Genomic DNA, 22838 nt, shown 5'->3' with positions numbered 1-22838 from the left:
GATCTCCTATTCGATGATGTCGCCGCGCAACAGATACTTGCACACGGCCACGGTGCTGATAAATCCCAGCATGGCAATCAGCAGGGCGCCCTCGAAATAGACCCGACTGCTGAGCCAGATCGTATACAAAATGATCAGGGCGATGCTGTTGACGTACATGGTGTCCAGTGCGATCAGCCGATCGGCCAGAGAAGGGCCGACCAGTAGCCGATAGGCGTTGAGCACGATGGCCATGGCGACCAGAAAAAAGCTGATCCACAGCGCAATACCGATCATTCGTAAATCTCCATGAGCGGCCGCTCGTAGCGGTTATAAATCTCGTCGATGATGCCCTGTTCATCATCGGTATCCAGCACATGAATCAGCAGGCTTCGGCCATCAAGTCTCAGATTGGCCGAAATGGTACCCGGGGTCAGGCTAATGGTGCTGGCCAGCAGGGTGATGCTGAAGTCGCGCTTGAGCGTTAACGGATATTCGATAAAGGCCGGGCGCGGACGACGCCATGGGCGGCCAATCAGCCAGGCGACCTGAAGATTGGCGATCAGGATGTCCAGCATGACGCGCAGGGTATATCTCAGCAACAGCATGGGCTTTTTGACCACTGGCTGAGCATCCCAGAAGCGCTGGGTCATCAGCGGAATGGCAACGCCCAGAATGACGCCCATGATCACGGAACCGTAGGTGATGGTATCTGACAGCATGATCCAGACCAGGGTCAGAATCAGCGAAAGGATGGGTCTGGGAAGACAGCGTTTAATCAGCATCGACAGACTCTCCTGACGCGACATGGCCCAGCACGGCACTGCGATATTGCACGGTATCGGCGAGCTGTTCGGCCGTGGCAGTGGTGTAGCCACCGATGGGGCCTGCCAGCATCACCAGTATTGGTGCCCAGGCCAAAAGCATCACCGTTCCTGTCAGTTTGCTGCGGGAAAGGGGTTCGCCGACCGGGTCACCGTTGCTATTGCGCCAGAAGATGGTGGAGCCGGCGCGTGAGGCCGCCACCACGCCGGCAAGACCGGACAGCAGCAGCAGCGGCCACAGCCAGAGCCCCTCGGACAAAGTGGCGGTTGACATCAGCCATGCCTTGGCCAGCGCCCCTGACAGTGGGGGAAGGCCGGCGGAGCTCACGGCACCAAGCATATAAAGGGCGCTGAGCAGGGTGGCGTACCTGAATTTTCTGCTGCGCACGATCCGGGTACCGACCTTGCCGCGCTGGTCGGCAATCATGTCCGCCAACAGGAAAAGTCCACCATTGATCAGCGTGGTATGTAGCATGTAAAACAGCATTGCCCCACGCGACGCTGTTCCCTCCATGCCCAGTCCGCACAGCAGCGTGCCGATCGAAATCAGCATGAAATAGGAAATCTGCATGCGCAGGTCGCGTGCCGACAGTACGGCCAGAGTTGCCAGACCCAGCGTTGCCAGCCCGCCCCACCAAAGCCAGGGTTGCGCCAGCAGTGAAAGGCCGCCGGCCTGTTCGCCAAAGATCAGGGTAAATACACGCAGGATGGCATAGATGCCGACCTTGGTCATGATCGAGAACAGCGCCGCAATGGGGGCTGGTGCCGAGCTGTAGGCGCGTGGTAACCAGAAATAGAGCGGCAGGATGGCGGCCTTGAGCCCGAAGACCACCAGCAGCAGCAGGGCGCCGGCACGAACCAGTCCCTGTCGGTCAGCCGGCAGCTGGCTGACGCGCTCGGCCATATCGGCCATGTTGAGCGTACCAATACTGCCGTACAACACGCCCAGGGCAATGAGAAAAAGCGATGAGCCGGCCAAGTTCAACACCACATAGTGCAGCCCCGACTGCACGCGTGCCTTGCCGCCGCCATGCATCAAAAGCGCATAGGACGCCAGCAACAGCACTTCAAAAAAGACGAACAGGTTAAAGAGGTCACCGGTCAGAAAGGCGCCGTTGATTCCCATAAGCTGCAGGTGAAAGAGCCCGTGAAAGTTGGACCCCTGATTGTCCTCACCGCCACTGGCATGAATGACACTGCCCAGCGCCAGCAGCGAGGTCAGCAACACCATCATGGCTGACAGCCGATCGGCCACCAGAACGATGCCATAGGGAGCCTGCCAGTTACCAAGTCGATAGACCAGCGTCTCACCGCCGGCGACCTGGCTGACCAGCCAGAAGGCAACGGCGACCAGCAAGGCCGTGGCCGTAATCGAGATGGTGCGTCTGACCGGGTCAACCCCTTCACGCTTTCGCAGCAGAATAATGGCCACCACCAGGGGCAGCAGAACCGGGAAGATGGGCAGATGCTGCATCACGCCTTGTTCTCCCTTGGGTCTTCACGATCGGTACGGTTGCCGTCGACACTATCGCTGCCCAGATCGCCTCTGGAGCGCATCGCCAGAATGATGGCAAAGGCTGTCATGGCAAAACCGATCACAATAGCGGTCAGCACTAGTGCCTGAGGGAGAGGGTCAGCATAATGCTCGCTGGTACCCACCAGAGCCGCACCATGCGTGGTTAGCCCGCCCATGGAAAACAAAAACAGGTTGACGGCATAAGAGAGCAGCGTCAGCCCGACGACTACCGGGAAGGTTCGCCCGCGCAGGGTCAGATAGACGCCGCTGGCGGTCAGGATACCGGTAGTGATGGCATAGAGCGCTTCCATCAGGGGATGTCCTTGTTGGGTCGATGTGCAGTGGTGAGCTTGCCCAGATTGGCCAGAATCATCAGCGTGGCGCCAACGACCGCCAGATAGATACCACCATCAAAGATCAGGGCACTGGCCAGTTCGATATCACCGATCAGAGGGAGATGGAAATGATCGAAGGTCGAGGTCAGGAATGGATACCCGAATAGCCAGCTGCAAAGCCCGGTAAAGGTCGAAAGGGCAACGCCGGCAATGGCGATGGGCTGGAACTGGAAGTCCAGTCGCTGCTGTGCCCATTCGACACCGCGCGACATGTACAAAAGAATCAGGGCCACGGCCGTGATCAGACCGGCGATGAAACCGCCGCCGGGCTGGTTGTGACCGCGCAGGAAGATGAAAAACGACACCAGCAGCGCCAGTGGCAGCAGGGTCTGGGAGACCACCATCAAAAGCGTGGGGTGGCGATCATCAGACCACAGACGGCCCTCCATGTCGGTCGCCGGCATGAACAGACGAAGCCGGTTCAGCAGCTTGAAGATTGCCAGCCCGGCGATGGCCAGTACCGTAATTTCACCCAGCGTATCGAAGCCACGGAAGTCAACCAGGATGACGTTGACCACGTTATGTCCGCCGCCGCCAGGCACGCTGTGATCGATAAAAAACCGAGAAATACTATCGAGATCGCGCGTCAGGACAGCAAAGTTGAGGCTGGCCACGGCACCACCAAACCCGATAGCGATCAAAACGTCACGCACCACGCGGGCACCGGCGGACTCCTTGGGGGTTTTCTGCGGCAGGAAGAAAAGCGCCAGCATCAGAAGAATCATGGTCACGACTTCGACGGACAGCTGCGTCAGAGCCAGGTCGGGCGCCGAGAATCGCGCAAAGGTCAGTGAGACCACCAGACCCACCACGGAGAGCATCAAGAGCGAAATCAAACGATAGCGATGCAGAGCGGCCGTCAATACGCCGCCCATGATCAAAAGTCCGGCGCCCAGCGCCACGATCGGGTCCAGTGTCTGTTGGGCAAGGTTGCCGGTCAGCATGTCGAGATCTGCCAGCCCCAGCGCCATGGCAAGCACGGAAACGGCCATCAACAGGAACATGTAGCGCTGCAGCGAACCGTTTTCGAGTCGGTCGATCAAACGCTGACACAGCCCTACCAGACGCTGAACAAAGGCCTCAAAGATGTAGCGGGCATCCTGCGGGCGGAACTGGCGGTTGAACCGCATCATGTGGCGATGAAGCAGGTGCAGCACGATGCCCCCGGCAATGACCGCCATGCTCAACAACAGGGCAGCATTGACGCCATGCCAGAGCGAAAGATGAAACTCCGGCATTTCCCCCGAGACTGTCGCGCGGGCGGCATCCTCGAGTATCGGGGATTGCGGCAGGGTTGGCATCAGCCCGATGACAATACACAGCGCCACCAGCAGCTCGACCGGAAATCGCATGAGCCAGGGGGGCTCGTGAGGCGTTTTGGGCGGCTCCTGGCGCGGGCGTCGGAAAAAGGTGGCATAGGCCAGACGAAGGGAGTAGGCCACCGAGAACAGACCACCAAGGCCGGCCAGCAGCGGAACAATCCATGCCAGACCGCCGAATTGCTGTGAGGACAGCGCTTCGGTAAAGAACATTTCCTTGGAAATGAAGCCATTGAGCGGTGGAATGCCGGCCATCGAGATCGTGGCAATACAGGTGAGTGCCGTGGTGATCGGCATCAGTTTGTAAAGACCGCCCAGCTTTCGGACATCGCGGGTGCCGGTTTCATGATCGATGATGCCTGCTGCCATGAACAGCGACGCCTTGAACAGGGCGTGATTGATGATATGGAACAGAGCTGCCACCAGTGCCAGTGAGTTACCAAGTCCAAGCAGTGAGGTGATCAGGCCCAGATGACTGATGGTGGAAAAGGCCAGAATGCCCTTGAGGTCGGTTTTTAAAAAGGCAAACCAGGCGCCGTATACCAGCGTGACCAGGCCGGTCAGCGTCACAATCACCGTCCAGAGTTCCGTACCTGACAGCGCCGGATGCAGGCGCAGCATTAAAAAGATGCCCGCTTTGACCATGGTCGCCGAGTGCAGATAGGCCGACACCGGCGTCGGGGCAGCCATGGCATGAGGCAGCCAGAAATGGAACGGGAACTGCGCTGACTTGGTAAACGCGCCCAACAGCACCAGCACGAGGATGGCCGGATAAAGCGGGCTGGACGTGATCAGATCATGGCTCTCCAGCACCGTTTCGATGCTGTAGGTGCCAACGACCTTGCCAATCAGCATGATGCCGGCCAACAGCGCCAGGCCACCGGCGCCGGTGATCGTCATCGCCATGCGCGCGCCCTTGCGCGCTGTCGTCTCATGAGACCAGAAACTGATCAGCAAAAAGGAAGAGATGCTGGTCAGCTCCCAGAACCCCCACAGCAGTAGCAGGTTGTCCGACATGACAATGCCGACCATGGAGGTCATGAACAGGATCAGGAAGGCATAAAACCGCGACATCGAGTCCTGCTCGGACAGGTAGTAGCGGGTATAGAGAATGATCAAAAGACCGATACCAATGATCAGCAGCAAAAAAAGCAGCGACAGGCCATCCAGACGAAAGGCCAGCTCAAGACCCAGTGCTGGAAGCCATTGCATTGAGGTGCGCATGACCTCTTCACCGTCATGCCCCAGATAGAAATAAAGGACCAGGCCGAGTGCGATGGCGGGTGCGATGGCCGTGGCCAGCGCGCAGACGGTTCTGCCGCCACGTATGGCAAGCGCGGGCACGAAAACGCCCAGAAAGGTCAGCAGAGGGATCCAGGGCAGGGTCATGAATGCTTGTTTCCTGATGAATGGCTTCCAGTGTACGGACTATTCGACATGCCACGATGACCAATGGGCCCCGATTCAGGGCCGAAGCAGGACGGACGACGGACATCATGAATAGACGACACAGCGAGCAAATCCCGCAGTGCAGTATGCGTCAGTGATTTCTTGCAGGGCCGGTCAGAGATATCGAACAGAAACCCACCATGGGCGGGAAGCCGTCTCCCGTTATGGGGCCGGCCCTTGTTATTAGTCCCTTGCGAAATGTTGCGCCGGGCAATGACATCAAGCAGTTAGGCGATTCTCCCTTGCAGATGACGTGCTGGCAATACCTTCCGTGACGCCTCGGCCGCCTTTTCGCTGTCAAGCCCGAATCTTAAGGTTAAATGATTGAAAAGGGCAGGCCATTCCCGCTGTAATGCGACTCTACCATAGCATACCAGACCCGATTTGCTGCCTTCTTCCATAAACAGGCAAGGATATGAGTGGCATCCATGATGCCGTGCAGGATGGACATATCGTCCCCTCGGGTAAGACAAGGAGAGAGCACATCATGCAGATTGCCGTGTTGTCCGGATTTGCGCTGGCTATCCTTGTGCCTCTTTTATCCCGCTGCTGTGGCAGCCGCACCGGTGCATTGCTGGCCCTTTATCCTGCAGGTGTTGCTTTCTGGCTTGTCTCGCTGGCACCGCAGGTACTGCAATCGGGTGGAATCTATTTCGAACAGGCCTGGGCGCCGAGCCTTGGACTGAGCTTAAGTTTCTGGCTGGATGGTCTGTCACTGCTGTTTGGTCTTTTGATCAGCGGTATCGGCACGCTGATCATTCTCTATGCCAGTGGCTATCTCCATGGCCATCCTCAGCTTGCCCGCTTTTATGTGCTGATTCTGTCCTTCATGTCTTCCATGCTTGGCGTCGTCATGGCGGACGGTCTGATGACCCTGTTTGTCTTCTGGGAGTTGACCAGCATCACCTCCTATATGTTGATCGGGTTCAACCACGAGGATGCTGCCGCCCGTAAGTCGGCACTTCAGGGGTTGCTGGTGACCTTTACCGGCGGCCTCGCGCTCATGAGCGGACTGATTCTTCTCAACGTGGCAGGGGGCAGCTGGTCGCTTCAGACGCTGCTGGGCAGCGGGGAGGCGCTTCGTGAGCACGCCCTTTATCTACCCATGCTGCTGTGTCTGTTGGGGGGGGCATTCACCAAGTCGGCCCAGTTTCCGTTCCATTTCTGGCTGCCCAATGCCATGGCCGCGCCGACGCCGGTGTCGGCTTATCTACACTCGGCGACCATGGTCAAGGCCGGGATCTATCTGATGGCACGTCTCCAGCCCGGGCTGGGGGGCACCGAAGCATGGATGACCATTCTCTGTGTCGTGGGAGCGATCACCATGGTCGTGGGGGCCTTTCTGGCCATTCGTTATACGGGCATCAAGAAGGTGCTGGCCTATTCCACGGTCATGGCGCTTGGCACGCTGACCATGCTGCTGGGCATCGGTGGCGAGGCGGCCATGATTGCCTTTGTCACTTTTCTGACCGCGCATTCGCTTTACAAGGGGGCACTGTTCATGGTGGCAGGGGCGCTCGACCATGAGACGGGCACCAAGGATATCGATGAGATGGGTGGGCTACGCCGGGCCATGCCGGTGACGGCGCTGTGTGCTCTCGTGGCTGCCCTGTCACTGGGAGGCGTGATTCCGCTGTTCGGGTTTGTTGCCAAGGAGCTGATGTTTGAAGCCGTGCTGGATGCGCCCCGTTTCACCGGCTTCCTGATTGGCATGAGCCTGCTGGCCTCGATGCTGGTGGTTGCCGCAGCGGCCATCGTCTCTCTGCGACCCTTTTTTGGAACGCTCAAGACCACCCCGAAAACGCCGCATGAGGCCCCGCTTTCCATGCTTGCCGGGCCCTGCGTGCTGGCAGGTCTGTCGCTGGTGCTGGGGATCATGCCATGGCTTGCGGGCGACGGTCTTTTGAATGCGGCCGCTACGGCGGTCATGGGCACCGAAGTGGTGTCGGATTTGTATCTCTGGCACGGCATCAATACGGCGCTGATGATGTCGCTGATCAGCCTGGGTGTCGGACTGATGATTTGCTGGCGCTGGTCGGGTGTGAGAGGCGTTATCCATCGGTTCAGTCCGGTGCTGGATCGCGGTCCTGAGGCTGGATACTGGAAGCTTATGGATCTGCTGGTCCGTGTGGTCGAGTGGCAGACGCGCCTGCTTCAGAGTGGCTACATGCGCAACTATCTGATCCTGACTCTGCTCAGCTTTACGGGGCTGACAGGCTATACGCTGCTGGTGCGTCATGGTCCGGTATTTGATCTGGCACTTGATGTGCGCTTGCAGGAAGTGGTTGTTGCAATGGTCACGGCGGCCAGTGCCATTGTGGCCTGCATGATGCGTTCGCGTCTGGCGGCCGTGGCCGCGGCGGGCGTGATGGGATTTGGCATCGCGCTGATCTTTTTGCTGTTCAGCGCGCCGGACCTGGCTATTACCCAACTCCTGATCGAAACCCTGACGGTCATTCTGCTCATTCTGGTGCTGTTTCGGATGCCGAAGTTTTCGAGCCTGTCGACGCCCATGGAGCGGGTGCGCGACATGCTGGTAGCCGTACTCACGGGGGGGCTCATGACCCTTCTGATGCTGACCGTGCTTGCCCAGGATCTGTTTACCTCCATCTCGGAATACATGATCGAAAACAGCGTACCGCTGGGTCACGGTCATAACATCGTTAACGTGATTCTGGTCGATTTCCGCGCGCTCGATACGCTGGGTGAAATCTTTGTACTGTCTCTGGCAGCCATTGGTGTGCTGGCCATGCTGAGACTGCAGGCAAAAGAGAGGAAAACGCCATGAAAGCAGGCACGCTGATTCTCTCGGTCGCCGCCCAGACGCTGGTGCCGCTACAGATTCTGTTCTCACTCTTTTTGTTGCTGCGCGGCCACGATGAGCCCGGCGGCGGCTTTATCGCAGGCCTTGTCGTGGCCGGCGCCTTTGCGCTGCATCAGTTTGTCAACGGCCCACAGGCCACCCGTCGTCTGCTGCGAGTCGACCCGCGCGACTGCATCGGTTTTGGATTATTGCTGGGAATCGGCTCTGCCTTTCCGGCCTGGTGGCAGGGTGAAGCGTTTTTGACCGCGCAGTGGTGGGAGATTCCCGGGCTCGGTATCAAGCTTTCTACACCCCTGATCTTTGATATCGGCGTTTATCTGGTGGTGCTGGGATCGGTATTGACGGCCGTGATCACCCTGACGGAGGTCGACAAGGATGAAGCATGATGTGCGCGTACCATTCGCGGAGGGCATTGTATGGAACCCATAATGGCAGTCGTCATCGGCGTGATTTACGCCACGGCCATCTACATGATGCTAAGACGATCCATCGTCAAGCTGGTGATCGGGCTGATCCTGATTTCCAACGCGGCCAACCTGCTGATTTTCGCCACGGCCGGCATGACACGCGATGCCCCACCCCTGATTCCCATGAACGGCGACCCGCTGGGGGATGTCATTGCTGATCCGCTTCCGCAGGCACTGGTTCTGACCGCCATCGTGATTGCCTTTGGCGTTTTGTCATTTGCCGTAGTGCTGATTCGACGTGCCTACCAGATCGTCGGCGTCGACGATATGGACCAGATGAAGGATACCGACACGTGAATCCTGAAGTCGCTCTCCCCATACTGATCCCTTTGGCAGCAGGAGCGCTGTCGATGGCGTTCTGGCGCTCGCGCATGATGCAGCGGCTGATCGGCATCGCCGGGACGGCTGCGCTGTTGGCGACCAGCATCTGGCTCTTTGCCAGTGTTCAGTCACAGGGATATGTGGTCATGAATGCCGGTGGCTGGGCTGCGCCCTTTGGTATCACGCTGGTGGCAGATCTTCTGAGCGCCATCATGGTGGTGCTGACCGGTATTATCGGCTTTGCCGTCGCGGTGTATTCACTGCCGACCATCGGGCGAGGCCATGAAACCTTTGGCTACTATCCGCTCATGCACCTTCTGCTGGCCGGGGTGGCGGGCGCCTTTTTGACCGGTGATATCTTCAATCTATATGTCTGGTTTGAAGTGATGCTGCTGGCGTCCTTTGCGCTATTGATTCTGGGCGGCGAGCGCGCGCAGATGGAAGGGGCCATCAAGTACGTCACTCTGAATCTGTTGTCATCGGTGATTTTCCTCAGCGCGGTCGGGCTGCTTTATGGCCTGCTGGGCACGCTCAACATGGCGGATATCGCGCGTCGCGTCGCGCTGGTCGAGGACAATACGCTTATCGATGTCGTGGCAGTGATGTTCATGATCTCGTTTGGCATCAAGGCGGCGGCCTTTCCGCTGTTTTTCTGGCTGCCGGCGGCCTATCACACCCCGCCGGTGGCGGTATCCGCCCTGTTTGCCGGTCTTTTGACCAAGGTGGGGGTCTACGCCCTGTTTCGTGTCTTCACGCTGATCTTTAATCAGTCGGTGGGCTACACCCACGAGATTTTACTGTGGGGCGCGGGGCTGACCATGCTGACCGGCGTACTGGGCGCTGCGGCCCAGTTCGAGTTTCGGCGCATCCTCTCCTTTCATATTGTCAGTCAGATCGGCTACATGCTCATGGGACTGGCGCTTTTTACACCGCTGGCGCTGATCGGTGGGGTGTTTTATATCCTTCACCACATCATCGTGAAGACCAACCTGTTCCTGATCAGCGGAGTGGTGTACCGATTGAAGGGCACGCATGACCTCAAGCAGCTGGGTGGGGTCTACAAGGCTTGGCCGCTGTTGGGCGTGCTCTTTCTGATTCCGGCGCTGTCGTTGGCCGGCGTTCCCCCATTGTCCGGATTTTTCGCCAAGTTTGTCCTGATTCGCGCCAGTATCGAGGCCGGCCACATCGGCATCACGGTGATCGCTCTGCTGGTAGGGCTTTTGACACTCTATTCGATGACCAAGATCTGGGCTGAGGTGTTCTGGAAAAAATCACCTGAGGATGCACCTTCTGCAAGAGTGTCGCCGCTGTCCCAGCGTCATCTCTGGCTGATGCTGTTACCGGTGGTGGGACTGGCTGCATGTACGGTGTTCATCGGGCTCAACGGTCAGCTTCTTTATGATGTGGCAGAAGCCTCGGCGGCGCAGCTTCTTGATCCACAGGCCTATATCGACGCCGTACTGGGGGAGCAGCCATGACCGGGCTTTTATCCAATCTGCTGCTGGCGGTGGCGTGGATTGCCCTGAGCGGTGATTTCAGCATGGGCGGAATGTTGACCGGTCTGGCCTTTGGTTATCTGGTCATTTTGTTGCTGCAAAATCAGCTGCCCGGTCTGAAAGGCTATGGCACACGTTTGCCAAGGATCGTGTCCTTCGTCTTTTATTTTCTGCGCGAGCTTTTCATGGCCAATTTCAAGGTCGCCTTTGATGTCATCACGCCGCCATGGCACATGACCCCCGGGGTGATCGCGTTCGAACTGGAAGCGAAAACCGATCTTGAGATTGCCTTTGTGGCCAATCTGATTTCACTGACGCCTGGAACGCTGAGCCTGGACATCTCCGATGATCGTCAGGTGCTGTTCATTCATGCCATGTTCCTGGATGACGAGCAGGCATTAAGAGGAGATCTTCGCGAGATGGAGCGTCGGGCGCTGGCGGTGCTGCGATGACGATAATCGTGAATATGTCGAGGGACCCATGCAGATACTGATCCATCTAAGTTTTGCCATTCTGGCCATCTCCATGGTGCTCTGCTTCGCACGTCTGGTGATCGGCCCCAGTCTACCGGACAGGGTCGTGGCACTTGAGCTCCTGTCGATGATCATTGTCGGGATCATTGGTATTCATGCGCTGCAAAGTGATGAAACCAGCTTTCTGGATGTGGCTATTGTTGTGGCGCTGATGTCCTTTCTGGCCACCGTCGGATTTGCCCGTTTTCTGGAACGAGGAGGGCGTCGAGATGATTGAATTGCTTCAGGGGCTGTTGTTGCTGGCAGGCTCTCTTTTCATGTTCGTTGCAGCACTTGGCGTCGTTCGACTGCCGGATCTCCTGACCCGTATGCATGCCTCTACCAAGGGCGCCTCGCTCGGGGTCATGCTGCTGATGGCAGGCGTTGCTCTTCACTTTCTGGAAGAGGTCGTGTTTGCCCGAACGATCGCCATCACCTTTTTTGTCTTGATGACGGCGCCTGTCGCGGCGCATGCCATCGGCCGTGCCGGCTATTTTGTCGGGATCGAGCTGTGGAAGGGAACGCTCAAGGACGAGCTTCGGCCCAATTACAACCCTCTGAGCCACCGTCTGCACAGCGGGCTTAAAAAGACACCAAGAGGGGCGGACGAAACGGCGCATCATGAGGATAAGGGCGACCGGGAAGAAAGCTGACTCTGGAGGCTTGAGATATCGCCCATCACCGGGCGTTGCTATGCTGTCGCTACCACTTCCTGAATACTGATCCTGCCATGCTGTCTGGAAAAAAATTTGCACCGCTGCCTTGGCTTCTGGGCATCGCCGGACTGATCCCCTTTGTGGGGCTTGCTACTGTTATCGTGCTTTCCGTGCCGGGGTGGCAGGCCGTCGCCTTCAAGGCCTTTCTCTACTATAGCGCCGTCATCCTCTCGTTTCTGGGCGGGGTGCACTGGGGTGTGGCGATGAGTCTGGATCACGAGGGCAGTCATCACTTCAGCTCCCGTATGGTAGTGGCCATGGCGCCATCCCTGCTGGCCTGGCCGGCACTGATGCTCAGTCCCCGGTTTGCGCTGCTGGCGTTGATGACAGGATTTTTGTTGATTCGTCTTTATGAAGCCCAGGCTGACAGCGTTGAACGTTTGCCGTCCTGGTATACCTCGCTGCGGACCCTGCTGACAGTGGTAGTGGTGATTTCTCATCTGTCCGTTCTGGCGTTATTAACGCTGACATAATGGGTTGAGTAGAGAGTGACGACACTGGTTTAGATAAACTTTCGTCTAAATAAAAAAGCCAATTTTCCAGCTTTTTTCTATCTGAACTTTTTTTGAAAGAATTAGTGTTGTTTTATTATCGATTAGATCGAAGTCCATAAAAACGCCTTCCCTTTATTGCGGAAGGCGTTTTTTTGTATGGTAATGACTAAAACATTTAATGCTTTGATTTAAATTGAATGACAACCTTTATGACGTGTGCTGAGAGACCATAATGTATAGCGGTTTCGGCACAACATTTAAGCGTTCTACTTGTCTATCCTCGGTAATTATCACGTTATAAGCCCCTTTTTAAGATGGTTTGTTGTTAAAACAAATCTGATATTAAAAGTGTTAACTAAAAAGGCGCGACGACAAGGACAAATACTGTCTCAAACCGTCCCATCGCATAACTTCGGGAGGGTTATATGAGATCAAGGGATAACGCACCATGCAGACAGTGATCGTCACCGGAGGTGCCGGATTTATCGGTTCGGCATTGATACGCCATCTCATCGCTCACGATACATGCCGCATCGTTAATGTTGACTGTCTGACCTATGCCGGCCATACCGCCACGTTAAAGGATATTGATCAGAATCCCCGTTACTGTCTGGAGCAGGTGGATATCCGTGATCGCTCGGCGCTGGATCGTGTATTTTCGACCTGGCAGCCGGATGTGGTCGTGCACCTCGCCGCAGAGTCGCACGTTGATCGTTCCATTGATGGCCCGGCGATCTTTATCGATACCAATATCGTGGGGGTTTTTAACCTGCTGGAAGCCGCGCGATGCTGGTATGCAAGCCTTGAGGGCGAGCCGCGTGAGCGCTTTCGCTTTCATCACGTCTCAACGGATGAAGTCTTTGGTGATCTGGCAGCAGACGCCGAACCCTTCAGCGAAACCACACCTTACGCACCCAGTTCCCCCTATGCGGCCAGCAAGGCCAGCGCCGATCATCTCGTGCGCGCATGGCAGCGTACCTACGGCCTGCCAACCCTGATCACGAACTGCTCGAACAACTATGGACCGTGGCATTTCCCGGAAAAACTGATCCCGCTGGTCATCCTCAACGCGCTTCAGGGACGCGATATTCCGGTCTACGGCGAGGGGCATCAGATTCGTGACTGGCTATATGTCGATGATCATGCCCGTGCCCTTCACCTGGTCATGACGCAGGGAAAAATCGGCACCAGCTATAACATCGGCGGTCACGAGGAGCGTCGCAATATCGATGTGATCACCACCATCTGCGATGTACTCGAACGCCTGGAAATTCCCCATCCCGCTGGCGTTAATCGCTTTCACGACCTCATTACCCATGTGCCGGATCGGCCGGGCCACGACCGGCGCTACGCCATCGACGCTTCCCATATTGGTCGTGAGCTGGGCTGGCGCCCACAGGAGAGCTTTGAAAGCGGGATCGAAAAAACCGTGCGCTGGTTTGTGGAACACGGTGACTGGTGCCAGGGCGTCGAGGAGGAGGAAACTCGCCAGCGTCAGGGACTGGGGGTGACGGCATGAAAGGCATTATTCTGGCAGGCGGCAGCGGTACAAGGCTCTATCCGCTGACACTGGGCGTGTCGAAACAGCTTCTCCCCATCCATGACAAGCCAATGATCTATTACCCGCTGTCGGTGCTGATGCTGGCAGGTATCCGGGAAGTATTGATTATTACCACTCCCGTTGAGCAGCCCCTGTTCAAGCGCCTTCTGGGCGATGGAAGCCGTTTCGGGGTATCGATCGAGTATGCCGCTCAGCCCAGCCCCGACGGATTGGCCCAGGCATTTCTCATCGGCGAATCCTTCATTGGCAATGACAGTGTCTGTCTGGTTCTGGGCGATAACATCTTCTATGGGCACGGTTTTGTGCCACGTCTCAAGCGTGCGGTCGAGCGAGAGGCCGGCGCCACGATCTTCGGCTATCAGGTGCGAGACCCCGAGCGCTTTGGCGTCGTGGAATTCGATAGTCAACAGCGGGTGCTGTCGCTGGAAGAAAAACCCAGCGAGCCCAAATCGCGCTATGCCGTGACCGGGCTCTATTTCTATGACAACGACGTGGTCGACATTGCCCGCGACGTGCGGCCCTCGCATCGAGGGGAACTTGAAATTACCAGCGTCAATCAGGCCTATCTGGCGCGGGGAAGCCTCAATGTCGAGCTGCTGGGACGTGGCTTTGCCTGGCTTGATACCGGGACCCACGAAAGCCTGCTGGAAGCCGCCCAGTTTGTCGAAACCATCGAAAAGCGACAGGGCTACAAGGTGGCCTGTCTCGAGGAGATTGCCTGGCGCCAGGGCTGGATCAACAGTGAGGCCCTGATGGCGGAAGGGCGCGCCCTGGAGAAAAACGGTTACGGGCAGTACCTGATCTCATTACTGGAGTCGCCATGATCCCCTTTACGCGTCCCTTCCTGCCTCCCGAGGCGGATTATCAGCGCTATATCCATGACATGTTCTCCCGGCAGTGGCTGACCAATAATGGACCATTGGTGCAATCCTTCGAGGCCCGCCTCAGAGGATTTCTTGATATCGACCACTGCCATTTCGTCGGCAATGGCACGCTGGCGTTACAGCTGGCATTCAAGGCGCTGGCGCTGAAGGGTGAGGTCATTACCACGCCGTTCTCCTTTGTGGCCACGCTTAATGCGCTGCTATGGGAAGGGTTAAGTCCGGTGTTTGTTGATATCGAACCACAGACCTTGACGCTGGATCCGGCGCGTATTGAGGCGGCCATAACGCCGAATACCTGCGCCATTTTGGCGACCCATATCTATGGCCACCCCTGTGATGTGGAAGCCATTGAGGCCATCGCCCGACGTCATGATCTACGGGTCATTTATGACGGCGCGCACGCTTTCGGATCGCGCCATCTGGGCCGCAGTCTGTTGGATTATGGTGACATCAGCATCACCAGCTTTCATGCCACCAAACTCTTTCACACCATTGAGGGCGGGGCGCTGTTTACACGTAGCCCCGAGCTGAGTGAACGCATTGCGTCGCTGCGTGCCTTTGGGCAGATCGGCGGCGCCGGCATCAATGCCAAGGGGTCTGAAGCACATGCGGCCATGGGGCTGGCGTTATGGCCCTGGCTGGATCATATCCTTGCAAGCCGGGCCAGCATCGCCGGCATTTATGATCGCTGGATTGACGATCATGATCTTCCGATTGCGCGCCCCGGGCTGTTTACGGGGGCCGAGATCAATCATGCCTATTACCCCATCCTTTTGCACAGTGAAGTGCAGCTGGAAAGGGTTCTTGATCATCTGGCGGAACAGGACATTCATCCACGTCGCTATTTTCATCCCGCGCTCAACCTTGTCGGTGCACCGGGAAATGCCGTCATTCGCATGCCCGTAGCGGAGGATTTAGCTTCGCGTGTGCTGTGCCTGCCCAACTTCGTGGCCATGACCGGAGAGGATGCCGAGCAGGTCATGCACCATCTTGAAGACGCACTATTATTGGAGACCGCATGAGTCACGAGGTCCAAACGCTTGCCTTTCATCATCATCGCGACCGCGCTGTTTCTCCGGAAGCGTTTTTACGCTTTATCGAGCAGGTAGAGAAGGAGTTCGAGCCCCCCCTGTCGCAGCAGCACCACCTGCCTGACTATGTGGACAAGCTTCTGCGCCTGGCCGAGGTCAACTACGTGCTTGATGGCGACAGGGTGGTGGCCGCCATCGCCTGCTATGCCAACGACCATGAGCATCATAATGCCTATGCCACCTTTATCGGCGTACTGCCGGATTATCGGGGTAGCGGTATCGCCAGACCCCTGCTGAGTCGAGGCATTGAATCGTGTCGTCAGGCAGGCATGCACAATCTGCGCGCCCGAACGTGGCACCGCGGCAAGATTCTGGCCTTCTATGAAGAAATGGGATTTGTGGTGGAGCGCGTGGAAACCAACGAGTGGGGGGTTGAGTCTTTACAGCTGAATATGGTGCTCAATGACCCCTCTGATGATGCTCGCTAGCATCATTTATCCATTTGATGACGACGCAATCGGGGTGAACTCATGAATGTACTGCTGTCCTGCGTTGGCCGGCGTGGCTATCTGGTGGACTACTTTCGTGAGGCGCTTGCCGGTCAGGGGCGCGTCATTGCCGCCAATAGTGATCCCATGACCGATGGGATGTGGCGTGCCGATCGCGCCTATGAGGTACCGCCCGTCAATGATGCCGGCTATATCGATGCCCTGCTCGAGATTGCAGAAAAGGAAGACGTCGGGCTTGTGGTCTCACTGTTTGATATTGACCTGCCTTTTCTTAGTGCTGCCCGGGAGCGGTTTGCCGAGCGTGGCATCCGGGTTGTCGTTTCCAACGAGGCCGTCGTGGATATTGCCAACGACAAATGGCGCACCCGAGTCTTTCTGCAGGAGCACGGCTTCGATGGCCCGCGCACCTGGTCGACGCTGTCATCGGCTCTGGAAGCTATCGATACCGGTGAGGTGCGCTGGCCGTTGTTCGTGAAGCCTCGCTGGGGAATGGGGTCGATCGGTGTGCAGATTGCCCGCGATGCCGATGAGTTGCGCTTTTTCCATGAGCATACCCGTCGCGCCATTGCGCGCAGCTATCTCACGATGATGGAGGCGCGCGTCGTCGACAGGGATGGTCACGGAGAAGTGCTGATTCAGGAGGGCGTGTCGGGGCAGGAGTATGGGCTCGATGTCTTCAACGATCTTGAAGGCCACCATGTGGTCACCACCGTCAAACGCAAGGTGCGCATGCGCTCGGGGGAGACCGATGTGGCTGAAGTGGTGGACATGCCCGCGCTAATGCGCCTGGGGGCACGCCTGGGTCGTCAGCTGGGGCATGTGGGCAATCTGGATGTTGACGTGATGGTCAGTGGTGATCGACTGGCTATCATCGAGTTCAACGCTCGTTTTGGCGGCGGCTATCCCTTCTCGCATCTGGCCGGTGCCAACTATCCTGAAATGCTGATACAACTGGCAAGAGGGCTGCCTCTGATGCCTGCCCTGGCCCGTGTTGGCACCTTCGGGCTCAAGGCGCTGGTACCCATGCAGGCCCCTGATTCGGGAAGGGGCGCCTGATCCACATGACCCGTGGTTTCGTTTGACAGGAGTACGTCGTGTCGGTCAAGGCCAATGCGCTTGCCAACTATGCCGGCCAGCTTTACACCACGCTGGTCGGTATTGTCGTTTATCCCTTCTATCTGGCCTGGATGGGCGAAGAAGCCTACGGCCTGGTGGGCTTTTTCATTGTTTTACAGGCCTGGCTCAATCTGCTGGACATGGGAATGTCCCCCACGTTGTCGCGCGAGACGGCCAGAGCCGCGACGCATCAGGGCGAACAATGGCAACTGCTGCGCCGGCTGGTGCGAAGTCTCGAGATTATCTTTCTGGGGCTGGCGGTCGTTATGGTGTTGTCGATCGTGCTGGGCAGCGACTGGATTGCCAGTCAGTGGCTTGAGGTCAACACGCTGTCACATGACGAGGTAGCCTGGTGCATCGTGCTCATGGGCTTCATGATCGGTATGCGCTGGCTGGCGTCACTATATCGAAGCGGCATTCAGGGGCTGGAGCGACAGGTATCGCTTAATGTGGCCAGTGTCGTTATCGCTACCTTCAAGTTTGTCGGCGTCCTGCTGATTCTGCAGTTCGTCAGCACGCAACCCAGTGCCTATTTCGAATATCAGCTGGCCATCGCGATACTGGAGCTTGTAGTACTGGGCATCATGTTTTATCGCCTGATGGGCGGACGCGAGCAGTGGCAAGGGTTTTCATGGGAGGTTCTGCGCCCGGTGTTGCCCTTTGCCGGTGGCGTGGCTTATACGGCCGGCATCTGGATCTTGATGACGCAGCTCGACAAGCTGCTGCTGTCGTCGTTTTTGCCACTGTCGGAATACGGCTATTTCACGCTGGTTGTGGTGGTGGCCAACGCGATCATGACGCTGACCATGCCGATCAGTCGTGCCCTGATGCCGCGGATGACCGGTTTGCTGGCCAGTCAGGAAGAGGCACGGATGCTGCATCTTTATCGTCGGGCCTCGCAGTTTATCGCGGCCACGCTCTTGCCGGTGGCCGGCATGGTGGCGCTCTACGGTGGGCAGTTGCTGTATGCCTGGACCGGCAACATGGAGGCGGCCCGGTGGGGTGCGCCCATTCTGCTCTGGTACGCACTGGGCAATGGCCTGCTGGCGATTGGCGCCTTCCAGTATTATCTCCAGTATGCCCACGGACGTCTGAGGCTGCATGTCATCTACAACACGGTCTCTGTATTGATCGTGGTGCCGGTGATCGTGATCGCGGCCTGGCAGTGGCAGGCCATCGGGGTGGCCGTGGCGTGGTTCGGCTTTCGTCTGCTGTCATTTTTACTCTGGACGCCCTTCGTACACGCAAGGTTTGCGCCGGGCATTCATCGCGACTGGATGACTCGCGACATTCTGCCCTGCGCGGCCGCCACGGTGTTGATGCTGCTGCTTTATCAATGGCTGGGGCTGTCTCTCTGGACGCTATCCAGACCCTGGATATTTGTCAGTCTGACCGCCATGGGCATCGCCATTTTGCTAGTCAACGCCGTGGTGTCCTCAGTGGGGCGCGACATGATCATTCGCCGTTTGCAGGAGAAAAAGCATGCCCGCGCCACCCACTGAAGAACGCCTGGTTCAGCACTGGCCGGTTGGGGCCGACACTCCGGAAGTCAGTGTCATCTGTACGACGTATAACCAGGCCGGCTATATCCGCGAAGCCATCGAAAGCTTTTTATCTCAGCAAACCGATTTCTGCTTTGAAATCATCGTTCACGATGACGCCTCGACGGATGGTACTGCAGAAATCGTTGAAGAGTATGCCAGTCGTTACCCGCGGGTTATCCGGGCGGTGCTGCGGGATGAAAACCAGTATCAGAAAGGGCACAGGATCATGCCGCTGGCAGCAGGCTTTGCCAGAGCGCCCTGGCTGGCCCTGTGTGAAGGGGATGATTTCTGGTGTGATGAGCAAAAGCTGGCCCGGCAATACCGTGCCATGCAGGCCAGGCCGGAGATCACGATCAGCTATCACAATGTCATCCGCCGCGGCCCCGACAGGGAAGTCCTGCATGTAGAACAACAGGACGCTCGCAATCATGAGCGTGTGGTAACGCTTGATGAGCTTCTGGTAAATACCGGGGATTACTGCCCGTCACCGTCGCTAATGCTGCATCGGCGCGTGATGGAGCGTTTGCCCGAATGGTTCTACACCACGGCCCCGGTCGGCGACTTCTATCTACAGATTCTTGCGGCTCAGCCGGAAGGGGCGCTGTATCTGCCTGACGTCATGGCGGTTTATCGCACCCATGCGCAGGGATCCTGGTCCCAGCAGCAGCGCCAGCTCGACGATGACGGCCGATATGCGCGTCATCAGGACTTCATGACCCGTCATGCCGAATGCATGGCCCATCTGGCCGGCCAGCTGGATGCTTCTCATACGCCGGCCATTACCCTGGCCCTGGCGCGGCGCTGGTATTACGCCTCGGTGGAATATCTGCAGGCGGGCCGGTACCAGGGCTTTCGAGAAGCCATCGCGACCAGCATGCATCATCAGGCCATCTCTGCGCCGCAACGACTGTTGTTTCTTCTGCGTCGTACGCCACGGCTGGCAAGCAGGGTCATCGCAATGCGCCACTGGTATCAGCGCCGCCGCAACAATGGCGATGCCTGACCCGGGCGTCTGAGCCCTTTTCAGGGCTCAGGGCTTTTTATAGGGTGTCTCAGGCCGTTGCCATCTGATTTTTCTGCTGCTCGCGCAGCGCATATTTTTGAAGCTTGCCGGTTGAGGTTCTGGGCAGTGATGCCTGGAACGTGACATGTCTGGGGACCTTGAAATGTGCCATGTGCTCGCGGCACCAGCTCAGCAACTCAGCCTCGCTGGGCCTGTCGGTTTCCGAGGCTGGAACCACAAAGGCGTGCGGCGTTTCGCCCCAGAACTCATGCGGTCTTGCGATCACGGCCACTTCGCGAATGGCGGGGTGGCTCATCATGATCTCTTCGATTTCGATCGAGGAGATCGATTCGCCACCTGAAATGATGATGTCCTTGGCGCGATCGCGTATCTCGATATAGCCATCTTCATGCATGACGGCGATATCGCCGGTGTCGAGCCAGCCGCGCCCCATGGCCTCAAGGGTGGCTTCGGGATTTTTGATGTAGCCCTGCATGATGGTATTGCCACGTAACATGAGATGCCCCAGCGACTGTCCATCGGCGGGGACATCCTCATGGGTGACCGGGTCCTTCAGCGCGACACGCTCGATGGCAAGGGTTCCCACGCCCTGGCGAATCTGAAGTCGCGCGCGCGCCTCGATGGTCAGCGTCGACCACTCCGGCTGGAACTGGCAGACCAGCGAGGGGCCATAGGTTTCGGTCATGCCGTAGAGATGCAGCACGTTAAATCCCAGTGCGCTCATGCGGGCGATGGTGGCCGAATTGGGCGGTGCGCCGCCGGTGGCCAGCATGACCGGATGAGGCAGCGGGGTGGCGGCTTCGGGCCGGTCGAGCAGCATGGTCATGATGATGGGGGCGGCTGCCATGTGGGTGATCCCGCGAGTGTGGATCATTTCAAGCACGCGGGCCGGTTCGACCCGGCGCATACAGACATGCGTACCGCCCGCTGCTGTTACGGCCCAGGTGTGAGTCCAGCCGTTGCAGTGGAACATGGGCAGCGTCCAGAGATAGACCGTGCGGTCATCCATCTTCAGCGTCAGCGTATTGGACAGTGCGTTGAGATAGGCGCCCCGATGACTGTAGATCACGCCCTTAGGATTGCCCGTGGTCCCCGAGGTGTAGTTGAGCGCGATGCAGTCGCTTTCCTCTTCAGGGGAGACAGGAAGGCATGGGGGGGCCCCTTTCACCAGCGATTCATAGTCATGAGGCGTCGACAGATCCCAAGGTGATGCCTTCCCGCTACCATCCTCGACTTCGATCAAAACGGGTGGAGGCGTCGTCAGCAGGGCCATCGCCGCGGCGACCGTATGACGAAGAGCTCGATCAAAAATCAGTATGCGTGTCTCGGCGTGCGCCATGATGAAGGCCACGGAAGCCCCATCGAGTCGAGCGTTGATGGCATTGAGTATGCCCCCCGCCATCGGCACGCCGTAATGGGCCTCCAGCATGGCCCTTGAGTTCATGCCAAGCGTCGAGACTACCCTGTCCGATGTGATACCCAGAGCCTGAAGGGCGCCGCCGAGCTGTCGGCAGCGTTGATAAAACGATTGATAGGAGAAGGTGGCATCGTCTTCAACGATGGCCGTTCGATCCGGATGCACGCGTACGGCACGTTCCAGAAAGCTGATGGGCGAAAGAGGGACATGATTGCTTTTACCCTGTGATGGACATGACGACGACGGTAATGCGCGGTAATTGTTCAATGCCATATCTCCACGAGACCATGAATATGTTTTTATTCTTTTAATGAGTTTTAAATAAAATAAGTGACGCCGGGTATGACAGTCTTTTAAATCATTCTGATTATTTAAAGCCTTTAGATGGCAAGGCGGGGATTAATTGGGTTAAGTTTGAATTAAAAGTTCTGTACTTTTGGTTCTACAATATAAACACGGTCGGACCTGTTTTTTATTTTGTAAAAACAACATGGTCAATACGGCACATTATGCTGAAGCCATCCATCGTAGTTTGGAAGTTAATGTTTATTTTCAGGCTGTCGGCTGATTAAATCGTTTTTATTTAATATTAAATAAAATCCGTATAACGGATTACCGCCGATAGTTTATTAAAGGCCTTCGATGCTGGAGCAGTCATGACGGCGGATATTGAAAGACGTCTGAGCCTTGAGGGTCAGGTGGCGCTGGTGACGGGTGCTGCGAGCGGATTGGGCGCGCATTTCAGTCAGGTGCTTGCCAGTGCCGGTGCCTCTCTGATGCTGACCGGGCGTCGACGGGAGCCTCTCGAGGTTCAGGCCGCCGGCTTGCGTGAGCAGGGCGTCGAGGTGTGGGTGTCCACCATGGACATCCGCGATGACGCCGATGTGGACCGGGCACTTGCGACACTGGCCGCTGAAGCAGGCCGAATTCCCGATATTGTGGTCAACAATGCCGGCATTACCGATACCACCCCTGCAATATCAAGGGACATGGAGGCATGGACCGACATCATCGATACCAACCTCAATGGCGCCATGCGGGTTTCGAAGGTTGCAGCCCGGGAAATGCAGGCACAGGGTCGGGGAGGGGTGATCGTTAATGTCGCCTCGATTCTGGGGCTACGAGTTGCCGGTCACGTGGCCGCCTATAGCGCCAGCAAGGCGGGATTGATTCAGCTGACCAAAAGCCTGGCGCTTGAGTGGGCGCGTCATGGAATTCGGGTGAATGCCCTGGCACCGGGCTATATCGATACCCCCTTGAATCACGATTTTTTCCAGAGTGAGCAGGGGCAGCAGCTGATTCGACGTATCCCCCAGCGACGTCTGGGCGCGCCCGAATCCCTTGATGGTCCCTTGCTGCTGCTGTGCAGCGACGCCGGCAGCTACATGACCGGCAGTGTGTTGACGGTCGATGGTGGCCACACGGTCAGCTCGCTCTAAC

22 protein-coding genes are annotated in these 22838 nt (G+C 57.4%); 16 read left to right on the top strand and 6 right to left on the bottom strand.

The features are described 5' to 3' along the window. Window positions 1–6: 6 nt before the first annotated feature. The 5 genes from B9H00_RS03080 to B9H00_RS03060 are packed head-to-tail and all read right to left on the bottom strand — an operon-like array spanning window position 7 to window position 5422. Window positions 7–276 (bottom strand): K+/H+ antiporter subunit F, encoded by a 270-nt coding sequence (locus B9H00_RS03080; protein ID WP_086899434.1) that lies wholly within the window; start codon window positions 274–276, stop codon window positions 7–9. After that, window positions 273–764 carry a Na+/H+ antiporter subunit E gene (locus tag B9H00_RS03075; protein ID WP_086899433.1) on the bottom strand — a complete coding sequence of 164 codons (492 nt, stop codon included), beginning with the start codon at window positions 762–764 and terminating at the stop codon, window positions 273–275. Before B9H00_RS03075 ends, B9H00_RS03080 begins: the two co-directional genes overlap by 4 nt. Continuing rightward, window positions 754–2280 carry a monovalent cation/H+ antiporter subunit D gene (locus tag B9H00_RS03070; protein WP_086899432.1) on the bottom strand — a complete coding sequence of 509 codons (1527 nt, stop codon included), beginning with the start codon at window positions 2278–2280 and terminating at the stop codon, window positions 754–756. The genes B9H00_RS03075 and B9H00_RS03070 overlap by 11 nt, the downstream gene beginning before the upstream one ends. Next, entirely contained in the window at window positions 2277–2630 is a 354-nt protein-coding gene (locus B9H00_RS03065) for a Na+/H+ antiporter subunit C (RefSeq protein WP_086899431.1), read from the bottom strand. The genes B9H00_RS03070 and B9H00_RS03065 overlap by 4 nt, the downstream gene beginning before the upstream one ends. Continuing rightward, entirely contained in the window at window positions 2630–5422 is a 2793-nt protein-coding gene (locus B9H00_RS03060) for a monovalent cation/H+ antiporter subunit A (RefSeq protein WP_086899430.1), read from the bottom strand. Before B9H00_RS03060 ends, B9H00_RS03065 begins: the two co-directional genes overlap by 1 nt. 547 nt (window positions 5423–5969) lie before the next feature. Between B9H00_RS03060 and B9H00_RS03055 the strand changes: the two genes are divergently transcribed. The 15 genes from B9H00_RS03055 to B9H00_RS02985 all read left to right on the top strand — a co-directional run bounded on the left by B9H00_RS03055 (window position 5970) and on the right by B9H00_RS02985 (window position 19960). After that, window positions 5970–8270, top strand: a complete 2301-nt coding sequence (locus B9H00_RS03055) for a putative monovalent cation/H+ antiporter subunit A (RefSeq protein ID WP_086899429.1) — start codon at window positions 5970–5972, stop codon at window positions 8268–8270. After that, complete coding sequence (locus B9H00_RS03050) at window positions 8267–8692, top strand: Na+/H+ antiporter subunit B (RefSeq protein WP_086899428.1); 426 nt, start codon at window positions 8267–8269, stop codon at window positions 8690–8692. Before B9H00_RS03055 ends, B9H00_RS03050 begins: the two co-directional genes overlap by 4 nt. Before the next feature lie 30 nt (window positions 8693–8722). Continuing rightward, window positions 8723–9070 (top strand): Na+/H+ antiporter subunit C, encoded by a 348-nt coding sequence (locus B9H00_RS03045; RefSeq protein WP_086899427.1) that lies wholly within the window; start codon window positions 8723–8725, stop codon window positions 9068–9070. Continuing rightward, a complete protein-coding gene (locus B9H00_RS03040; RefSeq protein ID WP_086899426.1) occupies window positions 9067–10572 on the top strand; it encodes a Na+/H+ antiporter subunit D in 1506 nt (501 codons plus the stop codon). The genes B9H00_RS03045 and B9H00_RS03040 overlap by 4 nt, the downstream gene beginning before the upstream one ends. Continuing rightward, window positions 10569–11042: a Na+/H+ antiporter subunit E gene (locus B9H00_RS03035; RefSeq protein ID WP_086899425.1), complete on the top strand. Its 474-nt coding sequence runs from the start codon at window positions 10569–10571 to the stop codon at window positions 11040–11042. Before B9H00_RS03040 ends, B9H00_RS03035 begins: the two co-directional genes overlap by 4 nt. Window positions 11043–11070: 28 nt before the next feature. Further along, window positions 11071–11340 (top strand): monovalent cation/H+ antiporter complex subunit F, encoded by a 270-nt coding sequence (locus tag B9H00_RS03030; protein WP_086899424.1) that lies wholly within the window; start codon window positions 11071–11073, stop codon window positions 11338–11340. Further along, a complete protein-coding gene (gene mnhG / locus B9H00_RS03025; protein WP_086899423.1) occupies window positions 11333–11755 on the top strand; it encodes a monovalent cation/H(+) antiporter subunit G in 423 nt (140 codons plus the stop codon). Before B9H00_RS03030 ends, mnhG begins: the two co-directional genes overlap by 8 nt. A 77-nt stretch (window positions 11756–11832) precedes the next feature. Then, window positions 11833–12291 (top strand): DUF3429 domain-containing protein, encoded by a 459-nt coding sequence (locus B9H00_RS03020; protein WP_086899422.1) that lies wholly within the window; start codon window positions 11833–11835, stop codon window positions 12289–12291. A gap of 469 nt (window positions 12292–12760) precedes the next feature. Further along, a complete protein-coding gene (gene rfbB, locus B9H00_RS03015; protein ID WP_086899421.1) occupies window positions 12761–13831 on the top strand; it encodes a dTDP-glucose 4,6-dehydratase in 1071 nt (356 codons plus the stop codon). Beyond that, window positions 13828–14697, top strand: a complete 870-nt coding sequence (gene rfbA / locus B9H00_RS03010; RefSeq protein WP_086899420.1) for a glucose-1-phosphate thymidylyltransferase RfbA — start codon at window positions 13828–13830, stop codon at window positions 14695–14697. The genes rfbB and rfbA overlap by 4 nt, the downstream gene beginning before the upstream one ends. Then, on the top strand, window positions 14694–15779 hold the full coding sequence (locus tag B9H00_RS03005; RefSeq protein ID WP_086899419.1) for a DegT/DnrJ/EryC1/StrS family aminotransferase: 1086 nt from the start codon (window positions 14694–14696) through the stop codon (window positions 15777–15779). Before rfbA ends, B9H00_RS03005 begins: the two co-directional genes overlap by 4 nt. After that, entirely contained in the window at window positions 15776–16276 is a 501-nt protein-coding gene (locus tag B9H00_RS03000; RefSeq protein ID WP_086899418.1) for a GNAT family N-acetyltransferase, read from the top strand. Before B9H00_RS03005 ends, B9H00_RS03000 begins: the two co-directional genes overlap by 4 nt. A 42-nt stretch (window positions 16277–16318) precedes the next feature. Continuing rightward, window positions 16319–17353 (top strand): ATP-grasp domain-containing protein, encoded by a 1035-nt coding sequence (locus B9H00_RS02995; RefSeq protein ID WP_086899417.1) that lies wholly within the window; start codon window positions 16319–16321, stop codon window positions 17351–17353. A 38-nt stretch (window positions 17354–17391) separates the two neighbouring features. Further along, on the top strand, window positions 17392–18915 hold the full coding sequence (locus B9H00_RS02990; protein WP_086899416.1) for a lipopolysaccharide biosynthesis protein: 1524 nt from the start codon (window positions 17392–17394) through the stop codon (window positions 18913–18915). Then, window positions 18896–19960, top strand: a complete 1065-nt coding sequence (locus B9H00_RS02985; RefSeq protein WP_086899415.1) for a glycosyltransferase family 2 protein — start codon at window positions 18896–18898, stop codon at window positions 19958–19960. The genes B9H00_RS02990 and B9H00_RS02985 overlap by 20 nt, the downstream gene beginning before the upstream one ends. Before the next feature lie 49 nt (window positions 19961–20009). Here B9H00_RS02985 and B9H00_RS02980 read toward each other — a convergent pair whose 3' ends face one another. Beyond that, complete coding sequence (locus B9H00_RS02980) at window positions 20010–21665, bottom strand: AMP-binding protein (protein WP_211329556.1); 1656 nt, start codon at window positions 21663–21665, stop codon at window positions 20010–20012. 389 nt (window positions 21666–22054) lie between these two features. Here B9H00_RS02980 and B9H00_RS02975 point away from each other — a divergent pair, with 389 nt between their 5' ends. Beyond that, window positions 22055–22837 carry an SDR family NAD(P)-dependent oxidoreductase gene (locus B9H00_RS02975; RefSeq protein ID WP_086899413.1) on the top strand — a complete coding sequence of 261 codons (783 nt, stop codon included), beginning with the start codon at window positions 22055–22057 and terminating at the stop codon, window positions 22835–22837. Window position 22838: the final 1 nt, after the last annotated feature.

It is taken from the genome of Kushneria marisflavi (assembly GCF_002157205.1).
GTDB lineage: Bacteria > Pseudomonadota > Gammaproteobacteria > Pseudomonadales > Halomonadaceae > Kushneria > Kushneria marisflavi.
This window is presented reverse-complemented; position numbering and strand designations above follow the sequence as displayed.

Bases quoted from the DNA above. Each gene is read 5' to 3' on its own strand.
- B9H00_RS03080 (WP_086899434.1), bottom strand. From the start codon at position 276: ATGATCGGTATTGCGCTGTGGATCAGCTTTTTTCTGGTCGCCATGGCC.
- B9H00_RS03075 (WP_086899433.1), bottom strand. From the start codon at position 764: ATGCTGATTAAACGCTGTCTTCCCAGACCCATCCTTTCGCTGATTCTG.
- B9H00_RS03065 (WP_086899431.1), bottom strand. From the start codon at position 2,630: ATGGAAGCGCTCTATGCCATCACTACCGGTATCCTGACCGCCAGCGGC.
- B9H00_RS03060 (WP_086899430.1), bottom strand. From the start codon at position 5,422: ATGACCCTGCCCTGGATCCCTCTGCTGACCTTTCTGGGCGTTTTCGTG.
- B9H00_RS03055 (WP_086899429.1), top strand. From the start codon at position 5,970: ATGCAGATTGCCGTGTTGTCCGGATTTGCGCTGGCTATCCTTGTGCCT.
- B9H00_RS03050 (WP_086899428.1), top strand. From the start codon at position 8,267: ATGAAAGCAGGCACGCTGATTCTCTCGGTCGCCGCCCAGACGCTGGTG.
- B9H00_RS03045 (WP_086899427.1), top strand. From the start codon at position 8,723: ATGGAACCCATAATGGCAGTCGTCATCGGCGTGATTTACGCCACGGCC.
- B9H00_RS03035 (WP_086899425.1), top strand. From the start codon at position 10,569: ATGACCGGGCTTTTATCCAATCTGCTGCTGGCGGTGGCGTGGATTGCC.
- B9H00_RS03030 (WP_086899424.1), top strand. From the start codon at position 11,071: ATGCAGATACTGATCCATCTAAGTTTTGCCATTCTGGCCATCTCCATG.
- mnhG (WP_086899423.1), top strand. From the start codon at position 11,333: ATGATTGAATTGCTTCAGGGGCTGTTGTTGCTGGCAGGCTCTCTTTTC.
- B9H00_RS03020 (WP_086899422.1), top strand. From the start codon at position 11,833: ATGCTGTCTGGAAAAAAATTTGCACCGCTGCCTTGGCTTCTGGGCATC.
- rfbB (WP_086899421.1), top strand. From the start codon at position 12,761: ATGCAGACAGTGATCGTCACCGGAGGTGCCGGATTTATCGGTTCGGCA.
- rfbA (WP_086899420.1), top strand. From the start codon at position 13,828: ATGAAAGGCATTATTCTGGCAGGCGGCAGCGGTACAAGGCTCTATCCG.
- B9H00_RS03005 (WP_086899419.1), top strand. From the start codon at position 14,694: ATGATCCCCTTTACGCGTCCCTTCCTGCCTCCCGAGGCGGATTATCAG.
- B9H00_RS03000 (WP_086899418.1), top strand. From the start codon at position 15,776: ATGAGTCACGAGGTCCAAACGCTTGCCTTTCATCATCATCGCGACCGC.
- B9H00_RS02995 (WP_086899417.1), top strand. From the start codon at position 16,319: ATGAATGTACTGCTGTCCTGCGTTGGCCGGCGTGGCTATCTGGTGGAC.
- B9H00_RS02985 (WP_086899415.1), top strand. From the start codon at position 18,896: ATGCCCGCGCCACCCACTGAAGAACGCCTGGTTCAGCACTGGCCGGTT.
- B9H00_RS02975 (WP_086899413.1), top strand. From the start codon at position 22,055: ATGACGGCGGATATTGAAAGACGTCTGAGCCTTGAGGGTCAGGTGGCG.